Genomic DNA, 23,314 nt, shown 5'->3' with positions numbered 1-23,314 from the left:
CGGACGATTACCAGGATTGGGTTGCTTTGAAGGAATCGAGGATAGCTTTCAGCTTGCCTTCGATTTCGTCGTTATAGCCACCGGTCTGGTTGATCTCTTGCATCAGCGGAGCGTGATCACGGTCAACGTAAGCCAGCAGAGCGGCTTCGAAGCTACCGATTTTCGCCAGTTCCACATCTTCGAGGTAACCGCGTTCAGCCGCGAACAGTACCAGGCCCTGCTGAGCAACAGACATAGGTGCGTACTGTTTCTGCTTCAGCAGCTCGGTCACTTTCTGACCGTGGCTCAGCTGTTTACGGGTTGCTTCGTCCAGATCGGATGCGAACTGAGAGAACGCAGCCAGTTCACGATACTGTGCCAGCGCGGTACGGATACCACCGGACAGTTTCTTGATGATCTTGGTCTGAGCAGCACCACCAACACGGGATACGGAGATACCCGGGTTAACCGCCGGACGAATACCGGAGTTAAACAGGTTGGTTTCCAGGAAGATCTGACCATCGGTAATGGAGATTACGTTGGTCGGAACGAACGCAGAAACGTCACCCGCCTGGGTTTCAATGATCGGCAGCGCGGTCAGTGAGCCCGTTTTACCCTTCACTTCACCTTTGGTGAAGTTCTCGACGTATTCCGCGTTAACGCGGGAAGCACGCTCCAGCAGACGAGAGTGGAGGTAGAATACGTCGCCAGGGAATGCTTCACGTCCAGGTGGACGACGGAGCAGCAGGGAAACCTGACGATAAGCAACAGCCTGTTTAGACAGGTCATCGTATACGATCAGCGCATCTTCACCGCGGTCACGGAAGTATTCGCCCATTGCGCAACCCGCGTACGGCGCCAGGTATTGCAGTGCAGCAGATTCAGAAGCGGTAGCCACAACAACGATGGTGTTAGCCAGCGCGCCGTGCTCTTCCAGTTTACGAACCACGTTGGAAATGGTGGACGCTTTCTGGCCGATGGCCACGTACACACATTTGATACCGGAGTCACGCTGGTTGATGATGGCGTCGATTGCCATCGCGGTTTTACCGGTCTGACGGTCACCGATGATCAGTTCACGCTGACCACGACCGATTGGGATCATGGCATCAACGGACTTATAACCTGTCTGAACAGGCTGATCTACGGACTGACGGTCGATAACGCCCGGTGCGATAACTTCGATTGGAGAGAAGCCATCGTGCTCAACCGGACCTTTACCGTCGATTGGTGCACCCAGGGTGTTAACAACGCGACCCAGCAGGCCACGGCCAACCGGCACTTCCAGAATACGGCCAGTACACTTAACCTTCATGCCTTCGGCGAGGTCAGCGTATGGACCCATCACAACTGCACCTACGGAGTCGCGCTCCAGGTTCAGTGCGATAGCGTAACGGTTACCCGGCAGGGAAATCATCTCACCCTGCATACAATCGGCCAGGCCGTGGATGCGGATAACACCGTCACTTACAGAAACAATAGTACCTTCGTTGTGAGCTTCACTCACAACATTGAACTGAGCAATGCGCTGCTTGATCAGTTCGCTGATTTCGGTGGAATTCAGTTGCATGCTCCAGTCCCCTTAAGACTGCAAGACGTCTGCAAGGCGCTCAAGACGGCCGCGTACGCTGCCATCAATGACCATATCACCCGAGCGGATGATTACGCCTGCCATTACAGACTTATCGATTTTGCAATTCAGCTTAACTTTGCGTGACAGACGTTTTTCCATCGCGGCGGTGATTTTCGCAAGCTGTTCGTCACTCAGTTCAGTTGCAGAAGTCACTTCAACTTCAGCGGTAGCTTCACTAAGGGCACGTAAGTGCTCAAACTGCTCGAGAACATCCGGGAGCACACGGAGACGACCATTTTCTGCCATCACCTTAATCAGGTTCTGGCCGTTGGCATCCAGTTGCTCTCCGCACACGGCGATAAACGACGCGGCGAGAGTTTCAGGTGCTAACGCACCGGAAAGCAACTCGGCCATTTGTTCGTTTTTCGTCACCTCAGCGGCAAACGCCAGCATATTCTGCCAGCGATCGACATTTTGGTGTTCGATAGCAAAGTCAAAAGCTGCTTTGGCGTAGGGGCGAGCTACCGTAACAAATTCAGACATCAGCCCCTCCCTCCTTACAGTTCAGCGACAAGTTTGTCCACGATGTCGCTGTTAGCAGCTTCATCCACGGAACGTTCGATGATCTTCTCGGCGCCAGCAACAGCCAGAATCGCAACCTGCTTACGCAGTTCTTCACGAGCACGTTTACGCTCAGCTTCAATTTCAGCCTGAGCCTGTGTCACGATCTTAGTACGTTCCTGTTCTGCTTCAGCTTTGGCTTCGTCCAGTATCTGCGAACGGCGTTTGTTAGCCTGTTCGATGATAACCTGAGCTTCCGCTTTCGCTTTTTTCAGCTGGTCTGTCGCGTTGGCCTGTGCAAGGTCCAAATCTTTCTTAGCGCGTTCTGCAGAAGCCAGACCGTCAGCAATTTCTTTCTGACGTTTTTCGATGGCAGCCATTAAAGGCGGCCATACATACTTCATGCAGAACCAGACAAAGAGAATAAACGCGATGGCCTGGCCGAGGATTGTTGCGTTCATGTTCACAGCACAATACCTCTTTAATATCTGTGGCTTAGGGTTTTAAAACTACTACTACGCGACAGCAAACATCACGTACAGACCCAGACCTACAGCGATCATTGGGATAGCATCCACCAGACCCATAACGATAAAGAACTGAGTACGCAGCAGAGGAATCAGATCAGGTTGACGCGCTGCGCCTTCCAGGAATTTGCCCCCGAGGATGCCGATACCGATCGCAGCACCGATAGCCGCCAGACCCATCATCACAGCGGCAGCCATGTACAGCAGATCCATATTCAGGTTTTCCATGACAGTCTCCAGTTTGTTTCAATTAAAACGTAGTAGTGTTGGTAAAAAATCAGTGCTCTTCAGACGCCATCGACAGATAGACGATCGTCAGAACCATGAAGATAAAGGCTTGCAGCGTAATGATCAGGATGTGGAAAATGGCCCACGGCACATTCAGAACCCACTGTGACCACCACGGCAGAAGACCCGCGATCAGAATGAAAATCAGCTCACCCGCATACATGTTGCCGAACAGTCGCAGACCCAGTGAAACAGGTTTGGACAGCAGGCTAACGCCTTCCAGGATCAGGTTGACCGGAATAAACGCCCAGTGGTTGAACGGCTGCAAGGTAAGCTCTTTCACAAAGCCGCTTACGCCTTTCATTTTGATGCTGTAGAAAAGAATCAGGATAAACACGCCCAGCGCCATCGACAGGGTGATGTTCACGTCCGCAGACGGTACCACACGCAGCGCAGGCAGGCCGAAGATGTGCTCGCCGATAAACGGCAGCAGATCGATTGGCAGCAGGTCCATCAGGTTCATCAGGAAGACCCAAACGAACACGGTCAGGGCCAGCGGAGCAATCAGCTTGCTCTTACCATGGTACATGTCTTTCACGCTGCCATGGACGAAGCCGATGATCATCTCAACGAACGTCTGGAATTTCCCTGGAACACCGCTGGTCGCTCGTTTAGCAACACCGCGGAACATGGCCAGGAACAGAAGACCCAAAACCACCGAGAAGAACATGGAGTCGATGTTGATCGTCCAGAAGGTGGCCGGGGGGTTATGTGGATCCACCAGCGAGAATGTACGCAGGTCCAGCTGAAGGTTATTCAGATGGTGACCTATGTAATCCTGCGGCGTCATATTTTCTGAAGCCATGATGCCTTTTACCCTTTGTTATTGATTACAGCTGGAGCCAGAACTTGTACCACCAGCACCAAAACCCACGTTGCTATCAGCGGCATGAAGACCACTTTCAAAACCGCCAGCGCCATCACCAGTAGAGCAAAGGTCAGCAACACCTTACACACTTCGCCGAGGGCGAAGGACCAGGCCACGCGGCCTTTGGCGGGTGTATGCGCCTGATGACGCCAGGCAAAAATCATAAACAACACGTTTGGCAGCACTACCGCCAAACCCCCGCACACGGCGGAGATGCCCCAGAAGGGGTCTTTGAGGCTAAACAGCAGTCCACTTGCTATCACAGCCAGAAACTGAATGAACAGAAGCTTACGAGCAACGTTTCTACTCAAGAGCGACACAGACATCACGTTTTTACTCCTGCTCCCTTCGAGGTATGCCGCGTGTCGTATAAAACGTCCTTTAAGGCTCAGAGTCAAGCATCAAAAAGCGGTCAAATTATACGGTGCGCACCCGTGATTTCAAACATTAAGTAGCGAAAAGGTGAATAAATGTTTAAATATTTTTCCCCACCGCTATTTTTTAACTTTCGCTTTAAGCGCCAGCCTTCGGCCAAAACTGCAAACAGCGCGAAAACGTTGGTGATAAAGCGTGCACGAGATCACAAAACACACATTTACGATAAGGTTGTATTTATCAAAGGCTCAAATCGCAGAAATTTATCTTTATGAAATTAAACGCAAAACGTCTTAACTTTTTTCAAAACAGCCCAGTACACAATAAAAACCTTTTATTGACATTCTTAATAAACAATTAACATTACGTTCTGGTTACTGCCTTCCACTTTTAGCAGACTTATATTTTCAGAGATGACTATCTTTCTGGTGAATAACACGTACCAGGTTAACCGGAAGAAAAACCTTAGTGAAGCAGAGGTTAAAAGCTCACCGGTAAATCCCCGGTAGTTGTGCTGTTTTTTAACATGATAAGAACAGCACGAATTCCACATTTTTTATTAATTTTTTAAAAATTGTTTGGCTTAATTATCACCAGATGACGTTCACCTTCGAGCTGAGGGATCTGTAATTTCTCAATTGACTCGACGGCAAAACCGTCCGGAAGCTGTTCAATTTCATCGCCTGGCAACTGCCCTTTCAGCGCATAAAAGCGGCCATCTTTCGCAGGTAAGTGCTTGCACCAGCTCACCATATCGTTGAGCGACGCAAATGCGCGGCTGATAACCCCGTCAAACGGCGGCTCTGCCGGGAATTCCTCTACCCTACTCTGCACGGGCGTGATGTTCTCAAGCTTCAGCTCATGCTGGACCTGACGTAAAAAGCGCACGCGCTTGCCAAGGCTGTCGAGCAGCGTGAAATGGCTCTCAGGGCGAACAATCGACAGCGGAACGCCCGGCAGACCAGGGCCCGTCCCCACGTCGATAAAACGTTCGCCTTTTAGATATGGCGCCACCACGATGCTGTCGAGAATATGGCGAACGAGCATCTCGTTGGGGTCGCGTACCGACGTCAGGTTGTACGCTTTGTTCCATTTGTTCAGCATGTCGACATAGGCCACCAGCTGATTTTTCTGGTGATCGGTGAGCGAAATACCTGCCTGATCCAGCAGACGAGAGAGTTTGTTGAGCACGGTGAATACCTGTTTAGAGATTTTTCGCCCGGTGGCGCTGCCGCTTACCGGGCCTACGAATAAGTAGGGCGGGTAAGCGAAGCGCCACCCGCCAAAAGCAATGTCAATTACGCGCTGCGGCGCAGCATGCCCTGCTTTTTCAGCCAGACCAGCAGAATCGAAATCGCCGCAGGGGTAACGCCCGAGATGCGGGACGCCTGGCCAATCGACACCGGTTTGTGATCGTTAAGCTTAGCGATGACTTCGTTGGAAAGGCCCGTGACCTGACGGTAGTCCAGCATTTCCGGCAGCAGCGTGTTTTCGTTGCGCTGCTGTTTTTCGATCTCATCCTGCTGACGTGCGATGTAGCCTTCGTACTTGACCTGGATCTCAACCTGCTCGGCCGCTTCAGCGTCTTCCAGACCCGGCGCGAACGCGGTCAGTTTGACCAGGTTCTCATAGGTGACTTCAGGACGACGCAGCAGATCTTCCCCACTGGCTTCACGCGACAGCGGCGCTGTTAAGTGAGCGTTTACTTCTGCTGCGGTTTCCGCCTGCGGATTCACCCAGGTGGTTTTCAGACGCTGACGTTCCTGTTCAATGCGTTCCAGCTTCTCGTTGAAGCGCGCCCAGCGCTCGTCATCGACCAGACCCAGCTCGCGGCCCATTTCGGTCAGACGCAGGTCGGCGTTGTCTTCACGCAGCATCAGGCGATATTCCGCGCGAGAAGTAAACATACGGTACGGTTCTTTGGTACCCAGCGTGCAGAGATCGTCAACCAGCACGCCCAGATACGCCTGAGAACGCGCCGGTGCCCAGCCCTCTTTCTCAGCAGAGAAGCGGGCGGCGTTCAGACCGGCCAGCAGACCCTGCGCGGCCGCTTCTTCATAACCGGTAGTACCGTTAATCTGCCCCGCGAAGAACAGACCGTGGATGAATTTGCTCTCCAGGGTTGGCTTCAGGTCACGCGGATCGAAGAAATCGTACTCAATAGCGTAGCCAGGACGGACGATTTTCGCATTTTCCATCCCCTGCATAGAGCGAACAATTTGCATCTGCACGTCGAACGGCAGGCTGGTGGAGATGCCGTTCGGGTAAATTTCGTTTGAGGTCAGCCCTTCCGGCTCCAGGAAGATCTGGTGCTGGTTACGATCGGCAAAGCGCATCACTTTGTCTTCGATCGATGGGCAGTAGCGCGGACCGATCCCTTCGATCACGCCGGCATACATGGGGCTACGATCGAGGTTATTGCGGATCACGTCATGGGTTTTCTCGTTGGTATGCGTGATGTAGCACGGCACCTGCTGCGGATGCTGTGCCGCATTGCCCATAAACGAGAAGACCGGCATTGGGTTATCGCCGTGCTGTTGCGCCAGCACGCTGAAATCAATGGTGCGTGCGTCAATACGCGGCGGCGTACCGGTTTTCAGGCGGCTGACGCGCAGCGGCAGTTCACGCAGACGACGAGACAGTGGAATAGACGGCGGATCGCCAGCACGGCCACCGCTGTAGTTATCCAGACCGATATGAATTTTACCGTCCAGGAATGTCCCTACGGTCAGCACCACGGCTTTCGCGCGGAACTTGAGCCCCATCTGGGTCACGGCACCCACGACGCGATCGTTCTCAACGATAAGATCTTCAACCGCCTGCTGGAAGATCATCAGGTTCGGCTGATTCTCCAGGGCGGTGCGCACCGCCTGACGGTAAAGCACGCGGTCTGCCTGCGCGCGGGTCGCACGCACAGCGGGACCCTTACTTGCGTTTAGTATCCTAAACTGGATGCCGGCCCGATCGATCGCTTTCGCCATCAGGCCGCCAAGTGCATCCACTTCTTTTACCAGGTGTCCTTTCCCAATGCCGCCAATCGCCGGATTACAGGACATTTGTCCCAGCGTGTCGATATTGTGTGTCAAAAGCAGGGTCTGCTGACCCATACGCGCTGCGGCCATTGCGGCCTCAGTGCCTGCGTGACCCCCGCCAATGATGATGACGTCAAAAGGATCCTGATAAAACATGGTGGTCTGCCTCGCGTAAAGCGGTATGAAAATGGATTGAAGCCCGGGCCGTGGATTCTACTCAACTTTAGTCTTTCGAGAAAGCATTGGGATCCTGGGCTATTAAAAAGAAGATCTTTTTATTTAGAGATCTGTTCTATTGTGATCTCTTATTAGGATCGCGAACCTGTGTGGATAAGTCCGATCTCATAAAGAAGATCATGGGGTTAGAAAGGATCGTTTGCTGTGAATGATCGGTGATCCTGGACCGTATAAGCTGGGATCAGATCGCGACTTTATACACAGGTCAAAAACGAAGCTACGATTGTTCTTTGGATAACTACGGGTTAATACGAGCTTTTAACCAGAGTTATCCACATCTGATCGCACGATCTTTAATCGTTTTTGAGTAAATTTTTCCATTCCGCGAGCCAGATCTCGGCTGGATCCTCCGGAATGTCATGATCGAGGATGTTGATCTTGAGCGTTTCACCCAGCTGTTTTGCTCCACAAGAGGAGACAGCTGCTTCAACTTTCTCTATTGCACCGCAAAAGGTGTCATATTCACGACTGCCGATCCCCACCGCGCCAAAACGGACGTTTGACAGGTCAGGCTGCTGTTCCAGCAGTTCGTCATATAAAGGTTGCAGGTTATCGGGCAGATCGCCTGCGCCGTGCGTGGAGGTGATCAGCAGCCAGACCCCGTCAGTCGGGAGATCTTCAAGCAACGGTCCGTGCAGTGTCTCTGTAGAAAAGCCTGCATCTTCCAGCTTTTCAGCCAGGTGTTCCGCAACGTATTCCGCACCACCAAGGGTGCTGCCGCTGATAAGGGTAATGTCCGCCATTGATCGCTCGCCCAGATAAAGAGACGGCCATTGTACGCTGTGAACGAGCTGGGATCTACCTGTGGAAAATGTGGGAATGAATTTGCCCGATCACGGGCGGATGGTACGCATGATCGGGTTTTGCAGGGAGATCAGCGTCTCGGTGGACTGAATTTCATCGATTGTTTGGATCTTGTTGATAAGTACCTGCTGGAGCGCGTCGATGGATCGGCACATGACTTTAATAAAGATGCTGTAATGCCCGGTGGTGTAATAAGCCTCGGTGACTTCATCCAGCGCGTTCAGCTTTGCCAGGGCGGAAGGGTAGTCTTTGGCGCTTTTTAGAATGATGCCGATAAAGCAACAGACGTCATAACCCAGATGTTTAGGGCTGACGTCTATGCGCGCGCCGGTAATGATGCCCGCCTGCTTCATTTTCTCTACGCGAACGTGAATAGTCCCCGGGCTGACGCCAAACTGTTTTGCCAGTTCGGCGTAGGCGGTACGGGCATTCGCCATCAACGCCTCCAGAATGCCGCGGTCGAGATTGTCGATCTGATAATTTTCCATAGCTTTATCTTATGAAGATTAATGAATCACTCTATTCTAGCGCTCTATTTTATCGAATCAAAACTGAAGGTGGCTTTTTGTTGATGGGTTATTGAATAAGGTGCCATTTCTGTTGCTTAATCAATAGCAACAGGACGCAGGAGTATAAATAATGAAAACCGCTTACATCGCAAAACAACGCCAGATCAGTTTCGTTAAATCCCACTTTTCCCGCCAGCTGGAAGAGAAGCTTGGGCTGATTGAAGTTCAGGCTCCGATTCTTAGCCGCGTGGGTGACGGGACCCAGGATAACCTGTCTGGATGCGAAAAAGCGGTACAGGTGAAAGTGAAAACACTGCCAGACGCCCAGTTCGAAGTGGTTCATTCCCTGGCGAAGTGGAAGCGTCAAACCCTGGGACAACACGACTTCAGCGCGGGCGAAGGGCTTTACACGCACATGAAAGCCCTTCGCCCCGATGAAGATCGCCTCTCACCTATTCACTCTGTTTACGTCGACCAGTGGGACTGGGAGCGCGTGATGGGGGATGGCGAGCGCCACGTCGGCACGCTGAAATCCACCGTTGAGGCGATCTACGCCGGGATCAAAGCAACCGAAGCCGCCGTAAGCAAAGAGTTTGGCCTGGCACCGTTCCTGCCGGAAACGATCCACTTTGTTCACTGCCAGGAATTACTGACCCGCTTCCCGGATCTGGACGCCAAAGGGCGTGAGCGAGCGATCGCCAAAGAATTAGGTGCCGTGTTCCTGATCGGTATCGGAGGTAAGCTGTCGGATGGCAAACGCCACGACGTTCGTGCGCCGGATTATGATGACTGGAGCACTGCGGGTGAGGGCGACTTTGCCGGGCTGAACGGCGATATTCTGGTCTGGAACCCGGTACTGGAAGACGCATTTGAGCTTTCTTCTATGGGGATCCGCGTGGATGCCGACGCGCTGAAGCGCCAGCTGGCGACCACCGGCGATGAAGATCGTCTCAAATTAGAGTGGCACCAGGCGCTGCTGCGCGGGGAAATGCCGCAGACGATTGGTGGCGGTATCGGCCAGTCCCGCCTGACCATGCTGCTCCTGCAATTACCCCATATCGGTCAGGTTCAGTGTGGCGTCTGGCCGCAGCAGGTACGCGAAAGCGTCGGCTCTCTTCTGTAATTAACGCTGCCAGCGTCTGAGCAGGCGGCTACGCAGCCCGGTATCAAAGCGCCAGATATGATCGAAGATGCGCATGATGCCGGGTTTTCCATGGGCGGACATCGCCACCGCATGGAAACGGTGCTGATGCACCCGCTGCAATTCCTTCACCTTATTCACCACGTCATCCGGCAGCCGCTGGGCAATAAAATCGGAAATCACCACCGCGTCAGCGTCGTACCAGTCACCGCCATGCATACGCTCCACAATGCTGCGAAAGCAGCTGGCCAGATCCGTGCCGCCGCGAAAACGCTGGCTCAGGAAGCGGATTGCCTGCTCGATACCCTGCTGGTTCGTCAGCTCATAGCCCACCACCTCGCTGGAGAACAGCATGATAAAGCAGCGACGGCGGTCGGCGAGCGCCACGCGCATCAGTGCCAGGCAAAACGCCTTCGCGCACTGCTCGTTAAAGCCGCCCATCGATCCGGACGTATCCACGCACACAATAAACGGCCCGCGCGGCTGTTCATCAAAATCCTGATGGACGACCGGCCGCTGGCTCAGCTTCTCGCGCCAGGCTTCGCCGTGCAGCCGGTAGGTAAGAAGCTGTTTTTCCACCAGCCGTCGGTAGAACTCATACTCCAGCTCGGTCATGCCCAGCGTGCTTAACTCGGTGGGCAGCAGGCGCAGAATGTCATCGCTCTGCTGGAGCCCGTCGACCTGCTCCGGCACGGTAGCCGGTTCGCGTACCAGGGTGCGGAAGGTTTCCATCGGGGCATCCTTCTTTGGAACCGATTTTGCCTCCCTTGAGCGCCCCAGCTGTTCAGCAAGCTTCATCAGCTCCGGCTGCTGCGCCAGAAAATCGCCGTATTTGACGATCAGCTGGTAATCCCCGCGTCGGAGCTGACCGGCGGTCATGTCCCAGAGACGACCCGCGGCGTTTTCATTTTCCACCAGCACCTGCTCAAGCTGGCCGCTCAGGGTCATACGTTCCTGTACTTCACTGAGCAGCTGTTCGCGCTCTTCGTCCAGCAGCTGCTGGTTTAGCGTCGTGGCCTGAACCACCAGGCTGAGGCGCCAGCGCTGTAAAAAGAGGGTGTGCAGGGCGGGAGTAAAGGTGGCGTTATCCGTAACCAGCGCTCGGGCCTGGCCGGCAAACGGAGAGTGGACGTTGTCGAGCAGCGCCAGGGTTTGCGGGAGCTGGACGATAAACTGCGTCGTGGAGAGCCGCTGGCACTGCTGATAGGCCGAGACTTCCTCCGTCAGCTCCGGCGGAACTTCAGTCTCTTTAAATCGCTGTCGCAGATTTTCGCGCCAGCGCGGGAGATCGTCGGTCATCGCCTTTTTGAGCTTCGGGAATTTTTCAAAAAACGCCGCCAGCTGCGGCGACGCCAGAAGGGTAATGACCACTTCTTCGATCAACCCCTCCTCGCTGACGGCCAGCATGACGTTGAGCGTATCCAGCGTTAACATTGACGCGCCTGTTTGATCTGCGCGCTGACGTCCTGCAGGCTGGCTTCGATGCGACCTAACCAGTCGCTATGAATAAAGAGGCATTTTTGCTGCTCGCTAAAGCGGGTGTGCTGCTGGTGCCATTCGGTATCCAGCGCGTCCAGCTGCTGTTTGATCTCTTCCGGCACGCTGTCAGAGGCGGTGCCGGGAAGCGCAAGACGCGAGCCCTGCAGGCTGACGTCGCGGATCACCAGGTGCTGGCTGCTGTCCACTTCCATCGTCAGCGGCTGCGCAAAGCCGATCCCGTTGAGCTTGCCGCGGATCTCGCCGCCTTTGTCGAGCCACTGGGACAGCGCCTCGCGCTCAACCGTAATGTGTACCACCTGCATATCGTGCAGCTTGAGCGGCTGCTGGAGCAGCAGCGTTAGCGTCGTTCCGGTCAGATCCGCAGGAAGCTCGTAGTGCGGTTTGCGGGCGAACATGCCCCCAAGACGATTCACTTTCAGCGCCGTTTTATCACTTTGCTGCTGCTGAAGCTGGATCCGGCGCTGGGTAATCGCACCCAGCTGGTTCAGCATAGACTGCTGGCCCCACGCGTGTCCGGTCATCAAAACGTCCAGCTGCTGCTGCATCAGGTTCATGCCTTCTGCGTCATGCCACAGGCAATCTTTGAGGAGGATCAGATCGATAGGGGCTACGGCATCACGACCGCTGAACAGGGCGCTTGCCTGCAGCAGGCGAATCGCTTTTTTCCAGCGACGGTCAGAGACGTACGGTGCGGAAGGGAGTAAGTCAAGCTGCTGGCGCAGCATGAAGATCAGTTCAAAAACGGCATCGGGCAGTTTAATTTTGCCGATCTCTTCCTGCCAATGGTGATACTCCTCGTCCGTCACCTGCAAAGAAGCCGCAACCGGGTTTTCGTTCTCATCCTGCTGGCTGACCAGCATAGAGCGGAAGTTGGACTTGTCCTGGACTTTATCGAGCCACAGGCGGATCAGCATACGGTCATACAGCGCTTCCAGGCTGCTGTCGGCTTCGGGCAGTTCGTTTGACGCGGCCACCAGCAGGCGCATCGGGATTTTTTCTTCGCTGGCCCCGTTGCGAAACCGGCGTTCGTTAATTGCCGTAAGCAGGGTATTAAGAATCGCCGGGCCGGCTTTCCAGATCTCATCAAGAAAGACAATTTCAGCCTCAGGCAGATACCCCGCCGTCAAACGCTCGTAGCGCCCTTCATCTTTCAGCGCCTGAATGGAAAGAGGGCCGAAAACCTCTTCGGGAGTGGAGAAGCGGGTCATCAGATATTCAAACGCGCGGGCATTCTGAAAAGCGAACTTAAGCCTGCGGGCAATCAGGCTTTTGGCGATGCCCGGCGGCCCAAGCAGAAACACGCTTTCACCGCTCAACGCCGCCAGTAAACAGAGGCGAATAGCGTGGCTACGCTCGAACAGGCCTTTCTCCAGCGCGCTGCTGAGGCGGGAAATTCTTTCTGCTAATAAATGTGAGTGAGCCATAATAGTTTTGCATCCTTTCGCCGTCGTGGCGGCCAATTGAAGCGAGTATAGACGTTTCAGTCAGGGCTGGTAATAGACTGAAGTGCGGCGCAATTCTCTTTGCGCTACATTAATGCGGTTGCATTTAGGGGTACGATTTTGCGATGAATCGTGCATACTGTGCGCTTTTTGTGGGCCAAGGGACAGGAACACATTTGTTATTTAAACGAAAAGACTAGTCTATGAGCACTGATAATAAGCAATCATTACCCGCAATAACGCTTGCGGCGATCGGGGTTGTCTACGGTGATATCGGCACCAGCCCGCTTTATACGCTTCGTGAATGTCTGTCCGGCCAGTTTGGTTTTGGTGTTGAACGCGATGCCGTGTTTGGCTTCCTGTCCCTCATTTTCTGGCTGCTGATCCTGGTGGTTTCCGTTAAATACCTTTCCTTCGTTATGCGTGCTGATAACGCAGGTGAAGGTGGGATCCTGACTCTGATGTCCCTTGCCGGACGCAATACCTCGGCCAGAATGACCTCAGTACTGGTGATTATCGGCCTGATTGGCGGCAGTTTCTTCTACGGAGAGGTGGTGATAACGCCCGCGATTTCGGTCCTCTCGGCGATTGAGGGGCTGGAGATTATCGCACCGCAGCTTGATACGTGGGTCGTCCCGCTGGCAATAATCGTGCTGACGCTGCTGTTTGCGATCCAGAAGCACGGTACGGGGCTGGTGGGCAAACTGTTTGCGCCGATTATGCTGGCCTGGTTCCTGATCCTGGCGGCGCTTGGCTTGCGCAGCATTATCGCCAACCCGGAAGTGCTGCATGCGCTAAACCCTTACTGGGCCGTGCATTTCTTCCTCGAATATAAAGTGGTCTCCTTCGTGGCGCTGGGTGCCGTCGTGCTCTCCATCACCGGTGTGGAAGCGCTGTATGCAGACATGGGCCACTTTGGGAAACTGCCTATCCGCGTGGCATGGTTTATCGTGGTGCTGCCGTCGCTGGTGCTGAACTACTTCGGCCAGGGCGCGCTGCTGCTCAAGAACCCGGAAGCGATTAAGAACCCGTTTTTCCTGCTGGCACCCGACTGGGCGCTGGTGCCGATGCTGATCCTGGCGACGCTGGCGACCGTTATTGCCTCTCAGGCGGTGATTTCCGGGGTGTTTTCTCTGACGCGTCAGGCCGTGCGTCTGGGTTATCTCTCACCGATGCGCATCATCCATACCTCTGAGATGGAGTCGGGCCAGATCTACATCCCGTTCGTTAACTGGCTGCTCTATTTCGCGGTGGTGATTGTCATCGTCAGCTTCGAGCACTCCAGTAACCTGGCGGCGGCGTACGGTATTGCGGTAACCGGTACGATGGTGCTGACATCGCTTCTTTCCACCACGGTGGCGTACCGAAACTGGCACTGGAATAAATTCCTTGTGGCAATGATTCTGGTGGGCTTCCTGTGCATCGACGTGCCGCTGTTCTCTGCGAACCTCGACAAGATTGTCTCCGGCGGCTGGCTGCCGTTGACGCTCGGTCTGGTGATGTTCATCGTTATGACCACCTGGAAAAGCGAGCGTTTCCGCCTGCTGCGCCGCATGCACGAGCACGGGAACTCTCTGGAGGCGATGATCGCTTCTCTGGAAAAATCCCCGCCGGTCCGCGTGCCGGGCACCGCGGTGTATATGTCTCGTGCGTTGAACGTCATCCCGTTTGCGCTGATGCATAACCTCAAGCATAACAAGGTCCTGCACGAGCGCGTGATCCTGCTGACGCTGCGCACCGAAGATGCACCTTACGTTCACAACGTGCGTCGCGTTCAGATTGAGCAGCTTTCTCCGACCTTCTGGCGCGTGGTGGCAAGCTACGGCTGGCGTGAAACGCCGAACGTGGAAGAGGTGTTCCACCGCTGCGGCCTGGAAGGGCTGAGCTGCCGCATGATGGAGACGTCGTTCTTTATGTCGCACGAGTCGCTGATCATCGGCAAGCGACCGTGGTATCTGCGCCTGCGCGGCAAGCTGTACCTCATCCTGCAACGTAACGCCCTGCGCGCGCCTGACCAGTTTGAGATCCCGCCTAACCGCGTGATTGAGCTTGGAACGCAGGTCGAGATTTAAGTCTTTGAGCGGCCTGATGCCCTCACACTGACCCTTTCCCACAGGGAGAGGGCGCAAACATAAAAACGGTAACCTGACGGTTACCGTTTTGCATTTACCTCCCCTCCATTTCACTTAGCGAAACGTTTCGACGTCGATCACAAATCTGTTACGTCGTGATGGTTTTCTGAACATTTCTGGCGCTACACTACTTTTAGCGAAACGTTTCGCTAGTGGAGCAAGAAAATGAAGAAAGGCACTGTACTCAACTCAGAAATCTCATCGGTTATTTCCCGTCTTGGGCATACCGATTCGCTGGTGGTTTGCGATGCAGGCTTACCGGTTCCGCGCAGCACAACCCGTATTGATATGGCGTTAACGCAGGGCGTTCCCTCGTTTATGCAGGTACTGGAAGTCGTTACCGCGGAGATGCAGGTTGAGGCAGCCATTCTCGCGGCGGAAATCAAACAACATAATCCGCAACTCCACGAAACGTTGCTCAGCCACCTTGAGCAGCTGCAACAACACCAGGGAAACACCATCGAAATTCGTTACACGACGCACGAACAATTCAAACAACAAACCGCAGACAGTCAGGCGGTGATTCGCAGCGGGGAGTGTTCCCCGTATGCGAATATCATTCTCTGTGCTGGCGTCACCTTCTGAGGCCATCATGGACGCATTACTGCAACTCAAAGGGATCGATAAGTCGTTCCCGGGCGTAAAAGCCCTCTCCGGCGCGGCGCTGAACGTCTACCCCGGGCGCGTGATGGCGCTGGTGGGCGAAAACGGTGCCGGCAAATCCACCATGATGAAGGTGCTGACCGGTATCTACCAGCGAGATGCGGGTTCCCTTGTCTGGCTGGGTAAAGAGACCACCTTTACTGGCCCGAAATCCTCTCAGGAAGCCGGAATCGGGATTATTCACCAGGAGCTGAACCTGATCCCGCAGCTTACCATTGCGGAGAACATCTTCCTCGGCCGTGAATTCGTGAACCGCTTCGGCAAAATCGACTGGAAAACCATGTATGCCGAGGCCGACAAGCTGCTGGCGAAGCTGAACCTGCGCTTTAAGAGCGACCGCCTGGTCGGCGATCTCTCCATTGGCGACCAGCAGATGGTGGAAATCGCGAAGGTGCTGAGCTTTGAGTCCAAAGTCATCATCATGGATGAGCCGACCGACGCCCTGACCGATACCGAAACCGAATCCCTGTTCCGCGTGATCCGCGAGCTGAAGTCGCAGGGGCGCGGAATTGTCTATATCTCTCACCGCATGAAAGAGATCTTCGAGATTTGCGATGACGTCACCGTCTTCCGCGACGGGCAGTTTATTGCCGAGCGCGAAGTGGCCACGCTGACCGAAGATACGCTCATCGAAATGATGGTGGGACGTAAGCTTGAAGATCAGTACCCGCATCTGGATAAGCTGCCTGGCGAGATCCGCCTGAAGGTGGATAACCTCTGCGGCCCGGGCGTGAACGACGTGACCTTTACCCTGCGTCAGGGCGAGATCCTCGGCGTGGCGGGCCTGATGGGCGCGGGACGTACCGAGCTGATGAAAGTGCTGTACGGCGCGCTGCCGCGCACCAGCGGCTATGTCACCCTCGACGGTCATGAAGCGGTCACCCGCTCTCCGCAGGATGGTCTGGCGAACGGCATCGTCTATATTTCCGAAGACCGCAAGCGCGACGGCCTGGTGCTCGGCATGTCGGTGAAAGAGAACATGTCCCTGACCGCGTTGCGCTATTTCAGCCACAGCGGCGGCAGCCTGAAGCACAAAGACGAGCAGCAGGCGGTCAGCGATTTTATCCGCCTCTTTAACGTTAAAACCCCGTCGATGGAGCAGGCGATTGGCCTGCTGTCCGGCGGCAATCAGCAGAAAGTGGCGATTGCCCGCGGGCTGATGACTCGCCCGAAAGTGCTGATCCTCGACGAGCCAACCCGTGGCGTGGACGTGGGGGCGAAGAAAGAGATCTATCAGCTGATTAACCAGTTCAAGGCCGACGGTCTGAGCATCATTCTGGTCTCTTCCGAGATGCCAGAAGTATTAGGCATGAGCGATCGCATTATCGTCATGCATGAAGGGCATCTCGGCGGTGAATTCACTCGCGAGCAGGCCACCCAGGAAGTTCTGATGGCTGCCGCTGTGGGCAAGCTTAATCGCGTGAATCAGGAGTAAGAAGATGACTACCCAGGCTGTTTCTGGTCGCCGCTATTTCACAAAGGCGTGGCTGATGGAGCAAAAATCGCTGATTGCCCTGCTGGTGCTGATCGCGATTGTGTCGACCATGAGCCCGAACTTTTTCACCGTGAATAACCTGTTCAACATTCTGCAGCAAACGTCGGTGAACGCCATTATGGCGGTCGGCATGACGCTGGTGATTTTGACCTCGGGTATCGATCTGTCCGTCGGTTCCCTGCTGGCGCTCACCGGCGCGATCGCCGCTTCGATTGTCGGCATTGAAGTCAACGCGCTGGTGGCGGTTGCCGCTGCCCTGGCTGCAGGTGCGGCGATTGGCGCCGTCACCGGCGTGATTGTGGCAAAAGGCCGCGTTCAGGCGTTTATCGCCACGCTGGTAATGATGCTGCTGCTGCGCGGTGTGACCATGGTTTACACCAACGGTAGCCCGGTCAACACCGGCTTTACCGATAACGCGGATCTGTTTGGCTGGTTCGGTATCGGTCGCCCGCTGGGCGTTCCGACGCCGGTCTGGATCATGGCTATCGTCTTCCTGGCGGCGTGGTACATGCTGCACCACACCCGTCTGGGCCGCTATATCTATGCGCTGGGCGGTAACGAAGCGGCAACGCGCCTGTCCGGTATCAGCGTTAATAAAGTCAAAATTATCGTTTACTCCCTGTGCGGCCTGCTGGCGTCACTGGCCGGTATCATCGAAGTGGCGCGTCTTTCTTCCGCGCAGCCGACGGCGGGTACGGGGTATGAGCTGGATGCTATCGCGGCAGTGGTTCTGGGCGGTACGAGTCTCGCGGGCGGTAAAGGTCGCATTGTTGGGACATTGATCGGCGCACTGATTCTCGGTTTCCTGAATAATGGTTTGAATTTGTTAGGTGTTTCCTCCTATTACCAGATGATCGTTAAGGCAGTGGTGATTTTGCTGGCGGTACTGGTAGACAACAAAAAACAGTAACTGACGACACTACAGGACATCTTAGATATGAACATGAAAAAACTGGCTACCCTGGTTTCCGCTGTCGCGCTGAGCGCAACCGTAAGTGCTAACGCCATGGCTAAAGATACCATCGCGCTGGTTGTCTCTACCCTGAACAACCCGTTCTTCGTCTCCCTGAAGGACGGTGCGCAGAAAGAAGCGGACAAACTGGGCTACAACCTGGTGGTGCTGGATTCCCAGAACAACCCGGCGAAAGAGCTGGCTAACGTTCAGGACCTAACCGTTCGCGGCACCAAGATTCTGCTGATCAACCCAACCGACTCTGACGCCGTAGGTAACGCTGTGAAGATGGCAAACCAGGCGAAGATCCCGGTCATCACCCTGGACCGTCAGGCGTCTAAAGGTGACGTGGTCAGCCACATTGCCTCTGATAACGTGCTGGGCGGCAAAATCGCCGGTGATTACATCGCGAAGAAAGCAGGTGAAGGCGCCAAAGTTATCGAACTGCAGGGGATTGCCGGTACGTCCGCCGCGCGCGAGCGTGGTGAAGGCTTCCAGCAGGCCGTGGCTGCACACAAATTCAACGTGCTGGCCAGCCAGCCAGCAGATTTTGACCGTACTAAAGGTCTGAACGTCATGCAGAACCTGCTGACTGCACACCCAGACGTGCAGGCGGTCTTCGCCCAGAACGACGAAATGGCGCTGGGCGCGCTGCGCGCGCTGCAGACCGCAGGTAAATCTGATGTGATGGTTGTCGGATTTGACGGCACGCCGGATGGTGAAAAAGCGGTAAACGATGGCAAACTGGCTGCGACCATCGCTCAGCTGCCTGAGCAGATTGGCGCCACTGGCGTTGAAACTGCCGACAAAGTGCTGAAGGGCGAAAAAGTTCAGGCCAAATACCCTGTTGACCTGAAGCTGGTCATCAAGCAGTAAACGGCGAATCAGGCAGTCGCTGGCTGCCTGAGGGACACCAATAAAGAAAAGTGTGGCATACGCCACCGGGTAACACCGGTGGCGCTCTCAGATGGACAACCCAACCATGAAAACCGCAGGCAATCTCGTCGTCCTTGGCAGTATCAATGCCGATCACATTCTTAACCTTGAAACCTTCCCTACCCCGGGCGAAACCGTCACCGGTAATCAGTATCAGGTGGCATTTGGCGGTAAAGGCGCAAACCAGGCCGTGGCTGCCGGTCGCAGCGGGGCGAATATTGCGTTTATCGCCTGCACGGGTGATGACGATATCGGCGAGCGCGTACGTAAACAGCTGGCGAGCGACAACATTGATATCGCACCGGTCAGCGTTGTGGCAGGGGAATCTACCGGCGTGGCGCTGATTTTCGTTAACGCTGAAGGTGAGAATGTCATCGGTATTCATGCTGGCGCTAACGCCGCGCTGACGACGGATCGTGTTGAAGCGCAGCGTGCAATCATCGGCGAAGCCGAAGCCCTGCTGATGCAGCTGGAGTCACCGGTTGAAAGCGTGCTGGCCGCCGCCAAAATTGCGCATGAAAATCATACCACTGTCGTACTTAACCCAGCCCCTGCGCGTGTATTATCAGACGAGCTGCTGGCTCTGGTGGACATCATTACGCCAAACGAAACCGAAGCGGAAAAGCTGACGGGCATTCGCGTTGAAAATGATGACGATGCCGCACGAGCCGCGCGTGCACTGCACGATAAGGGCATCGGTACCGTGATTATTACCCTGGGTAGCCGTGGGGTGTGGGCAAGCGTCAATGGCGAAGGCCGCCGCGTGCCGGGCTTTAAGGTCAAAGCGATTGACACCATCGCAGCGGGAGATACTTTCAATGGTGCACTGGTGACCGCGCTGCTGGAAGGCAAGAGAATGGATGACGCTATCCGCTTCGCGCACGCTGCCGCCGCGATTGCGGTGACGCGCAAGGGTGCTCAGCCTTCCGTTCCGTGGCGTAAAGAGATTGATGAATTCTTAAGTCAGCAGGGGTAACGCTTGGCCACAATGAAAGATGTCGCCCGCATGGCGGGCGTTTCTACCTCGACGGTCTCTCACGTTATTAACAACGATCGCTTCGTCAGCGAGGCGATTCGGGAGAAAGTTGAAGCCGCGGTAAAAGATCTCAACTATGCGCCGTCAGCGCTGGCGCGCAGCCTTAAGCTCAACCAGACGCGCACCATCGGCATGCTGATCACCGCCAGTACCAACCCCTTTTATTCAGAACTGGTTCGCGGCGTGGAGCGCAGCTGCTTCGAGCGCGGCTACAGCCTGGTGCTGTGCAATACCGAAGGGGACGAGCAGCGCATGAACCGTAACCTGGAAACGCTGATGCAAAAACGCGTCGACGGGCTACTGCTGCTTTGTACCGAAACGCACCAGCCTTCGAAAGAGATTATTCAGCGCTACCCTTCGATCCCCACCGTGATGATGGACTGGGCGCCGTTCGACGGAACCAGCGATCTCATTCAGGATAACTCCCTGCTGGGCGGTGATATGGCGACTCAGTATCTGATTGATAAAGGCTATACCCGCATCGCCTGTATTACCGGCCCGCTGGATAAAACCCCGGCGCGTTTGCGTCTGGAAGGGTATCTCTCCGCCATGGAGCGAGCGGGGCTCGCCATTCCTGATGGCTACCGGATCACCGGCGACTTTGAATTTAACGGTGGCTTCGAGGCAATGCAGACACTCCTGACGCAGGCGCAGCGTCCGCAGGCGGTTTTTATTGGTAACGATGCGATGGCGTTTGGTGCCTATCAGGCGCTGTATCAGGCGGGGCTACGCGTGCCGGACGATATGGCGGTGATTGGCTACGATGATATCGAACTTGCCCGTTACATGACGCCGCCGCTGACCACCATTCATCAGCCGAAGGATGAACTGGGCGAGCTGGCCATCGATGTGCTGATCCACCGTATGGCGCAGCCCACGCTGCAACAGCAGCGCCTGCAGCTTACTCCTGTTCTGATGGAACGGGGTTCGGTTTAGCCTTCTCTTTGTGGCGCTCTTTAATCAGGTTTCGTCCGTCTTTCGGTTTAAGCAGCATAAAGACCAGCGCCGATACCACGGTAAGCGCGCCCATGGTGATAAAGGTATAGTGGAACTGCTCAACGGTATTGGCGCTGTCAAAACCCTCATAAAAGCGCAGCACCGCTGCACTCACGGCAACCCCTAAACTGATCGACAGCTGCTGCGTTACCGCCAGCACGCTGTTGCCGCTGCTGGCGTTTTCGTCGGTCAGATCGGCAAGAGTGATGGTGTTCATCGACGTGAACTGCGTCGACATTGCCATGCCCAGCACAAACAGCGGTAGGATCAGCATCCAGACGGGTAACGCGGCGGACTGTAGCGAGAACTGCGCGATCATCAGACCGATAAAGACCGTCACGCCAACCAGCGTCTTACGATAGCCAAACCAGCGCAGCACCTGCGTAACGGTGGATTTTGCCAGAATCGAGCCCATTGCCGTGGGCGCCATCATGCAGCCAGCGATCAGGGCCGGGTAGCCGAAACCCACCTGCAGCATTAACGGCATCAGGAACGGTACACAACCCGTTCCCAGACGAGACGCAATGTTGCCTGCAATCCCGACGGAAAACGTTCGGGTATTAAAGAGCCCCAGGGAGATTAACGGCGTAGGGTGATGGCGCGCGTGACGTATATAAAGAAGGAATAACAGAATCCCGGCGAGGATAACGGAGAGCGCCAACCACGTCGCGACGATCTTCTCGCCAAACAGCTCCATCCCGCTTGAGAATAACACCAGGCTCAGGCCAAACAGGAAAAAGCCGCCCATGTCGAAGCTGCGTCTTGGCGTGGTGAAGTTCGGCATATATTTGCGGGCATACAGTAGGCCCGCAACGCCAATTGGAATATTAATCAGGAAGATCCAGTGCCAGCTTGCCCAGGTGACAAACACGCCGCCGAGTACCGGGCCAAGTATCGGGCCGACAAGACCCGGCATGGTGACGAAGTTGAGCACGGGAAGCAATTCGCTTCTGGGATAGGCTCGCAGCAAGGCAAGGCGCGCCACCGGCATCATCATCGCGCCGCCAATGCCCTGTAATACGCGGAAGATAACCAGCTCCGTTAAGGATGAGGAGAGCGCGCAGGCCAGCGAACCGAGCGTAAAGAGCGTCACGGCCAGCATGAAAATTCTGCGGGTGCCGAAGCGGTCGGCCAGCCAGCCGCTGACCGGGATCAGCATGGCGACCGTCAGGGTGTAGCTGATGATGGCGGACTGCATCGCCAGCGGGGAGCGGTTGAGGCTTTGCGCAATAGCGGGGAGGGCGGTGTTGAGGATGGTGGCATCCAGTGCCTGCATAAAAAACGCCATGGCCGCAATCCACGGCAATCCTGCCATGCTGCGCGCTTTTTTCTTTGTCATTTATTTACCTGCTGGTGGGTTGGCGCAGCCAGCAATGCCTGGCACGCACTCAGGGCTCGCTGCCCGTCGCTTTCCTGAATGGCATCCACTATCGCCTGATGCAAATCCAGTTTTACCACTTCGTTGTGCGTAATAGAGGTAAAGTAGGTGTGATACACCGAATGAAATAAAGAGGCAAAAGAGGTGAGGAACGGATTGGCGCTCATCATATAGATATGTTCATGCCAGGCCATATCGACCTCAACCCAGCGTTCGCGGTTGAAGTTTTTTTTCAGGAACACCATCTCTTCCATCAACGCGTTAAGCTGCGCTTTTTGTTCTGCCGTTCCTAGCGTGGCGGCAAGCAGACATGCCTGAGGTTCAAGGCTGCTGCGCATCACCAGAAAGTGATCGACAACCTGATGAAAGTTATCTTCCGTCATCCACCAGGAGAGCAGCTCCTGATCGAGAAAATTCCAGTTACTCTGTGGCATCACGCGTGTGCCAATACGAGGACGTGGAAGCACCATACCTTTTGCCGTCAGGGTTTTCACCGCTTCACGCACGGCGGTACGGCTCACCCCAAACTGCTCACCCAGCTCCATTTCGCCCGGCAGGATACTACCCGGGGCATATTTACCCGCTAAAATCCTCTGAGCCAGCTTTTCTGCCAGCACATACGACAGGTTTTTTTGGGCGGCCAGCTGTTGTGCGCTTAATGGCATCGCGTTCATTCCTTAAAGATTCATGCTGATAATTATGCCACCTCGAATGTGATTGTGGTTGCAGATACATCAAATAGAACAATTTGTAGCTTGATTTCATCGCTGTTGGTGAAAAAAAACGCGGATAGAAACTTTTTTTAAATTTCCTCTTGTCACGTCAGAATAACTCCCTATAATGCGCCTCCACTGACACGGAACAACGGCACGCAAGCCGCCGGGTCAGCA

Annotated in this window: 22 protein-coding genes; 8 read left to right on the top strand and 14 right to left on the bottom strand. The window is 54.9% G+C overall.

What is annotated here, in order from left to right; genetic code table 11:
- Positions 1-7 precede the first annotated feature (7 nt).
- The 10 genes from atpA to asnC form a co-directional block, all read right to left on the bottom strand.
- On the bottom strand, positions 8-1,549 hold the full coding sequence (gene atpA / locus L6R44_RS21925; protein ID WP_028017764.1) for a F0F1 ATP synthase subunit alpha: 1,542 nt from the start codon (positions 1,547-1,549) through the stop codon (positions 8-10).
- Positions 1,550-1,561: 12 nt separating this feature from the next.
- Positions 1,562-2,095: a F0F1 ATP synthase subunit delta gene (gene atpH / locus L6R44_RS21920; protein WP_008500192.1), complete on the bottom strand. Its 534-nt coding sequence runs from the start codon at positions 2,093-2,095 to the stop codon at positions 1,562-1,564.
- Between the two features lie 14 nt (positions 2,096-2,109).
- A complete protein-coding gene (atpF, locus tag L6R44_RS21915) occupies positions 2,110-2,580 on the bottom strand; it encodes a F0F1 ATP synthase subunit B (protein ID WP_003862370.1) in 471 nt (156 codons plus the stop codon).
- 48 nt (positions 2,581-2,628) lie between these two features.
- Positions 2,629-2,868 carry a F0F1 ATP synthase subunit C gene (gene atpE / locus L6R44_RS21910; protein ID WP_000429386.1) on the bottom strand — a complete coding sequence of 80 codons (240 nt, stop codon included), beginning with the start codon at positions 2,866-2,868 and terminating at the stop codon, positions 2,629-2,631.
- 49 nt (positions 2,869-2,917) lie between these two features.
- Positions 2,918-3,733, bottom strand: a complete 816-nt coding sequence (gene atpB / locus L6R44_RS21905) for a F0F1 ATP synthase subunit A (RefSeq protein ID WP_032644273.1) — start codon at positions 3,731-3,733, stop codon at positions 2,918-2,920.
- Positions 3,734-3,741: 8 nt separating this feature from the next.
- On the bottom strand, positions 3,742-4,122 hold the full coding sequence (gene atpI, locus L6R44_RS21900) for a F0F1 ATP synthase subunit I (RefSeq protein WP_008500194.1): 381 nt from the start codon (positions 4,120-4,122) through the stop codon (positions 3,742-3,744).
- A gap of 616 nt (positions 4,123-4,738) precedes the next feature.
- Positions 4,739-5,362, bottom strand: a complete 624-nt coding sequence (gene rsmG, locus L6R44_RS21895; protein WP_032644274.1) for a 16S rRNA (guanine(527)-N(7))-methyltransferase RsmG — start codon at positions 5,360-5,362, stop codon at positions 4,739-4,741.
- A 107-nt stretch (positions 5,363-5,469) separates the two neighbouring features.
- On the bottom strand, positions 5,470-7,359 hold the full coding sequence (gene mnmG / locus L6R44_RS21890; RefSeq protein ID WP_032644275.1) for a tRNA uridine-5-carboxymethylaminomethyl(34) synthesis enzyme MnmG: 1,890 nt from the start codon (positions 7,357-7,359) through the stop codon (positions 5,470-5,472).
- Between the two features lie 374 nt (positions 7,360-7,733).
- Positions 7,734-8,183 (bottom strand): FMN-binding protein MioC, encoded by a 450-nt coding sequence (mioC, locus tag L6R44_RS21885; RefSeq protein ID WP_032644276.1) that lies wholly within the window; start codon positions 8,181-8,183, stop codon positions 7,734-7,736.
- A 90-nt stretch (positions 8,184-8,273) separates the two neighbouring features.
- Entirely contained in the window at positions 8,274-8,732 is a 459-nt protein-coding gene (gene asnC, locus L6R44_RS21880; protein ID WP_023333916.1) for a transcriptional regulator AsnC, read from the bottom strand.
- A 151-nt stretch (positions 8,733-8,883) separates the two neighbouring features.
- Here asnC and asnA point away from each other — a divergent pair, with 151 nt between their 5' ends.
- Positions 8,884-9,876 (top strand): aspartate--ammonia ligase, encoded by a 993-nt coding sequence (asnA, locus tag L6R44_RS21875; RefSeq protein WP_237425408.1) that lies wholly within the window; start codon positions 8,884-8,886, stop codon positions 9,874-9,876.
- Here asnA and viaA read toward each other — a convergent pair whose 3' ends face one another.
- Both viaA and ravA read right to left on the bottom strand, forming a co-directional pair.
- The gene (viaA, locus tag L6R44_RS21870) at positions 9,877-11,328 is read right to left on the bottom strand and encodes an ATPase RavA stimulator ViaA (protein WP_237425407.1); all 1,452 of its coding nucleotides are present in this window, start codon (positions 11,326-11,328) and stop codon (positions 9,877-9,879) included.
- Complete coding sequence (gene ravA / locus L6R44_RS21865) at positions 11,322-12,818, bottom strand: ATPase RavA (RefSeq protein ID WP_237425406.1); 1,497 nt, start codon at positions 12,816-12,818, stop codon at positions 11,322-11,324. The genes viaA and ravA overlap by 7 nt, the downstream gene beginning before the upstream one ends.
- 221 nt (positions 12,819-13,039) lie before the next feature.
- Here ravA and kup point away from each other — a divergent pair, with 221 nt between their 5' ends.
- The 7 genes from kup (at position 13,040) to rbsR (ending at position 20,986) form a co-directional block, all read left to right on the top strand.
- Entirely contained in the window at positions 13,040-14,908 is a 1,869-nt protein-coding gene (gene kup, locus L6R44_RS21860) for a low affinity potassium transporter Kup (protein ID WP_014881875.1), read from the top strand.
- Positions 14,909-15,133: 225 nt separating this feature from the next.
- Entirely contained in the window at positions 15,134-15,553 is a 420-nt protein-coding gene (gene rbsD, locus L6R44_RS21855; RefSeq protein ID WP_237425405.1) for a D-ribose pyranase, read from the top strand.
- 7 nt (positions 15,554-15,560) lie between these two features.
- Entirely contained in the window at positions 15,561-17,066 is a 1,506-nt protein-coding gene (rbsA, locus tag L6R44_RS21850) for a ribose ABC transporter ATP-binding protein RbsA (RefSeq protein ID WP_237425414.1), read from the top strand.
- A gap of 4 nt (positions 17,067-17,070) precedes the next feature.
- Positions 17,071-18,036, top strand: coding sequence for a ribose ABC transporter permease (rbsC, locus tag L6R44_RS21845; RefSeq protein WP_006808742.1), 966 nt, complete (start codon positions 17,071-17,073; stop codon positions 18,034-18,036).
- 27 nt (positions 18,037-18,063) lie between these two features.
- Positions 18,064-18,954 carry a ribose ABC transporter substrate-binding protein RbsB gene (gene rbsB / locus L6R44_RS21840; RefSeq protein ID WP_032644286.1) on the top strand — a complete coding sequence of 297 codons (891 nt, stop codon included), beginning with the start codon at positions 18,064-18,066 and terminating at the stop codon, positions 18,952-18,954.
- Positions 18,955-19,060: 106 nt separating this feature from the next.
- Positions 19,061-19,990 (top strand): ribokinase, encoded by a 930-nt coding sequence (rbsK, locus tag L6R44_RS21835; RefSeq protein WP_237425413.1) that lies wholly within the window; start codon positions 19,061-19,063, stop codon positions 19,988-19,990.
- A 3-nt stretch (positions 19,991-19,993) separates the two neighbouring features.
- Positions 19,994-20,986 carry a ribose operon transcriptional repressor RbsR gene (gene rbsR / locus L6R44_RS21830; RefSeq protein WP_072265588.1) on the top strand — a complete coding sequence of 331 codons (993 nt, stop codon included), beginning with the start codon at positions 19,994-19,996 and terminating at the stop codon, positions 20,984-20,986.
- On the opposite strand, the gene mdtD is transcribed toward rbsR, so the two are convergent.
- Positions 20,952-22,385 carry a multidrug transporter subunit MdtD gene (gene mdtD / locus L6R44_RS21825; RefSeq protein WP_237425404.1) on the bottom strand — a complete coding sequence of 478 codons (1,434 nt, stop codon included), beginning with the start codon at positions 22,383-22,385 and terminating at the stop codon, positions 20,952-20,954. The genes rbsR and mdtD overlap by 35 nt on opposite strands.
- On the bottom strand, positions 22,382-23,089 hold the full coding sequence (locus tag L6R44_RS21820; RefSeq protein ID WP_032644290.1) for a FadR/GntR family transcriptional regulator: 708 nt from the start codon (positions 23,087-23,089) through the stop codon (positions 22,382-22,384). Before L6R44_RS21820 ends, mdtD begins: the two co-directional genes overlap by 4 nt.
- Positions 23,090-23,314: the final 225 nt, after the last annotated feature.

This window comes from Enterobacter cloacae complex sp. ECC445 (assembly GCF_021892025.1).
In the GTDB taxonomy this organism is placed as follows: Bacteria; Pseudomonadota; Gammaproteobacteria; order Enterobacterales; family Enterobacteriaceae; genus Enterobacter; species Enterobacter chengduensis.
The sequence above is the reverse complement of the archived record's forward strand: the minus strand, read 5'-3'. Positions and strand labels throughout refer to the sequence as shown.

What these genes read in the sequence shown, in the direction of transcription:
- atpA (WP_028017764.1), bottom strand. Translation starts at nt 1,549, where the DNA reads ATGCAACTGAATTCCACCGAAATCAGCGAACTGATCAAGCAGCGCATT.
- atpH (WP_008500192.1), bottom strand. Translation starts at nt 2,095, where the DNA reads ATGTCTGAATTTGTTACGGTAGCTCGCCCCTACGCCAAAGCAGCTTTT.
- atpE (WP_000429386.1), bottom strand. Translation starts at nt 2,868, where the DNA reads ATGGAAAACCTGAATATGGATCTGCTGTACATGGCTGCCGCTGTGATG.
- atpB (WP_032644273.1), bottom strand. Translation starts at nt 3,733, where the DNA reads ATGGCTTCAGAAAATATGACGCCGCAGGATTACATAGGTCACCATCTG.
- atpI (WP_008500194.1), bottom strand. Translation starts at nt 4,122, where the DNA reads ATGTCTGTGTCGCTCTTGAGTAGAAACGTTGCTCGTAAGCTTCTGTTC.
- mnmG (WP_032644275.1), bottom strand. Translation starts at nt 7,359, where the DNA reads ATGTTTTATCAGGATCCTTTTGACGTCATCATCATTGGCGGGGGTCAC.
- mioC (WP_032644276.1), bottom strand. Translation starts at nt 8,183, where the DNA reads ATGGCGGACATTACCCTTATCAGCGGCAGCACCCTTGGTGGTGCGGAA.
- asnC (WP_023333916.1), bottom strand. Translation starts at nt 8,732, where the DNA reads ATGGAAAATTATCAGATCGACAATCTCGACCGCGGCATTCTGGAGGCG.
- asnA (WP_237425408.1), top strand. Translation starts at nt 8,884, where the DNA reads ATGAAAACCGCTTACATCGCAAAACAACGCCAGATCAGTTTCGTTAAA.
- viaA (WP_237425407.1), bottom strand. Translation starts at nt 11,328, where the DNA reads ATGTTAACGCTGGATACGCTCAACGTCATGCTGGCCGTCAGCGAGGAG.
- ravA (WP_237425406.1), bottom strand. Translation starts at nt 12,818, where the DNA reads ATGGCTCACTCACATTTATTAGCAGAAAGAATTTCCCGCCTCAGCAGC.
- kup (WP_014881875.1), top strand. Translation starts at nt 13,040, where the DNA reads ATGAGCACTGATAATAAGCAATCATTACCCGCAATAACGCTTGCGGCG.
- rbsD (WP_237425405.1), top strand. Translation starts at nt 15,134, where the DNA reads ATGAAGAAAGGCACTGTACTCAACTCAGAAATCTCATCGGTTATTTCC.
- rbsA (WP_237425414.1), top strand. Translation starts at nt 15,561, where the DNA reads ATGGACGCATTACTGCAACTCAAAGGGATCGATAAGTCGTTCCCGGGC.
- rbsC (WP_006808742.1), top strand. Translation starts at nt 17,071, where the DNA reads ATGACTACCCAGGCTGTTTCTGGTCGCCGCTATTTCACAAAGGCGTGG.
- rbsB (WP_032644286.1), top strand. Translation starts at nt 18,064, where the DNA reads ATGAACATGAAAAAACTGGCTACCCTGGTTTCCGCTGTCGCGCTGAGC.
- rbsK (WP_237425413.1), top strand. Translation starts at nt 19,061, where the DNA reads ATGAAAACCGCAGGCAATCTCGTCGTCCTTGGCAGTATCAATGCCGAT.
- mdtD (WP_237425404.1), bottom strand. Translation starts at nt 22,385, where the DNA reads ATGACAAAGAAAAAAGCGCGCAGCATGGCAGGATTGCCGTGGATTGCG.
- L6R44_RS21820 (WP_032644290.1), bottom strand. Translation starts at nt 23,089, where the DNA reads ATGCCATTAAGCGCACAACAGCTGGCCGCCCAAAAAAACCTGTCGTAT.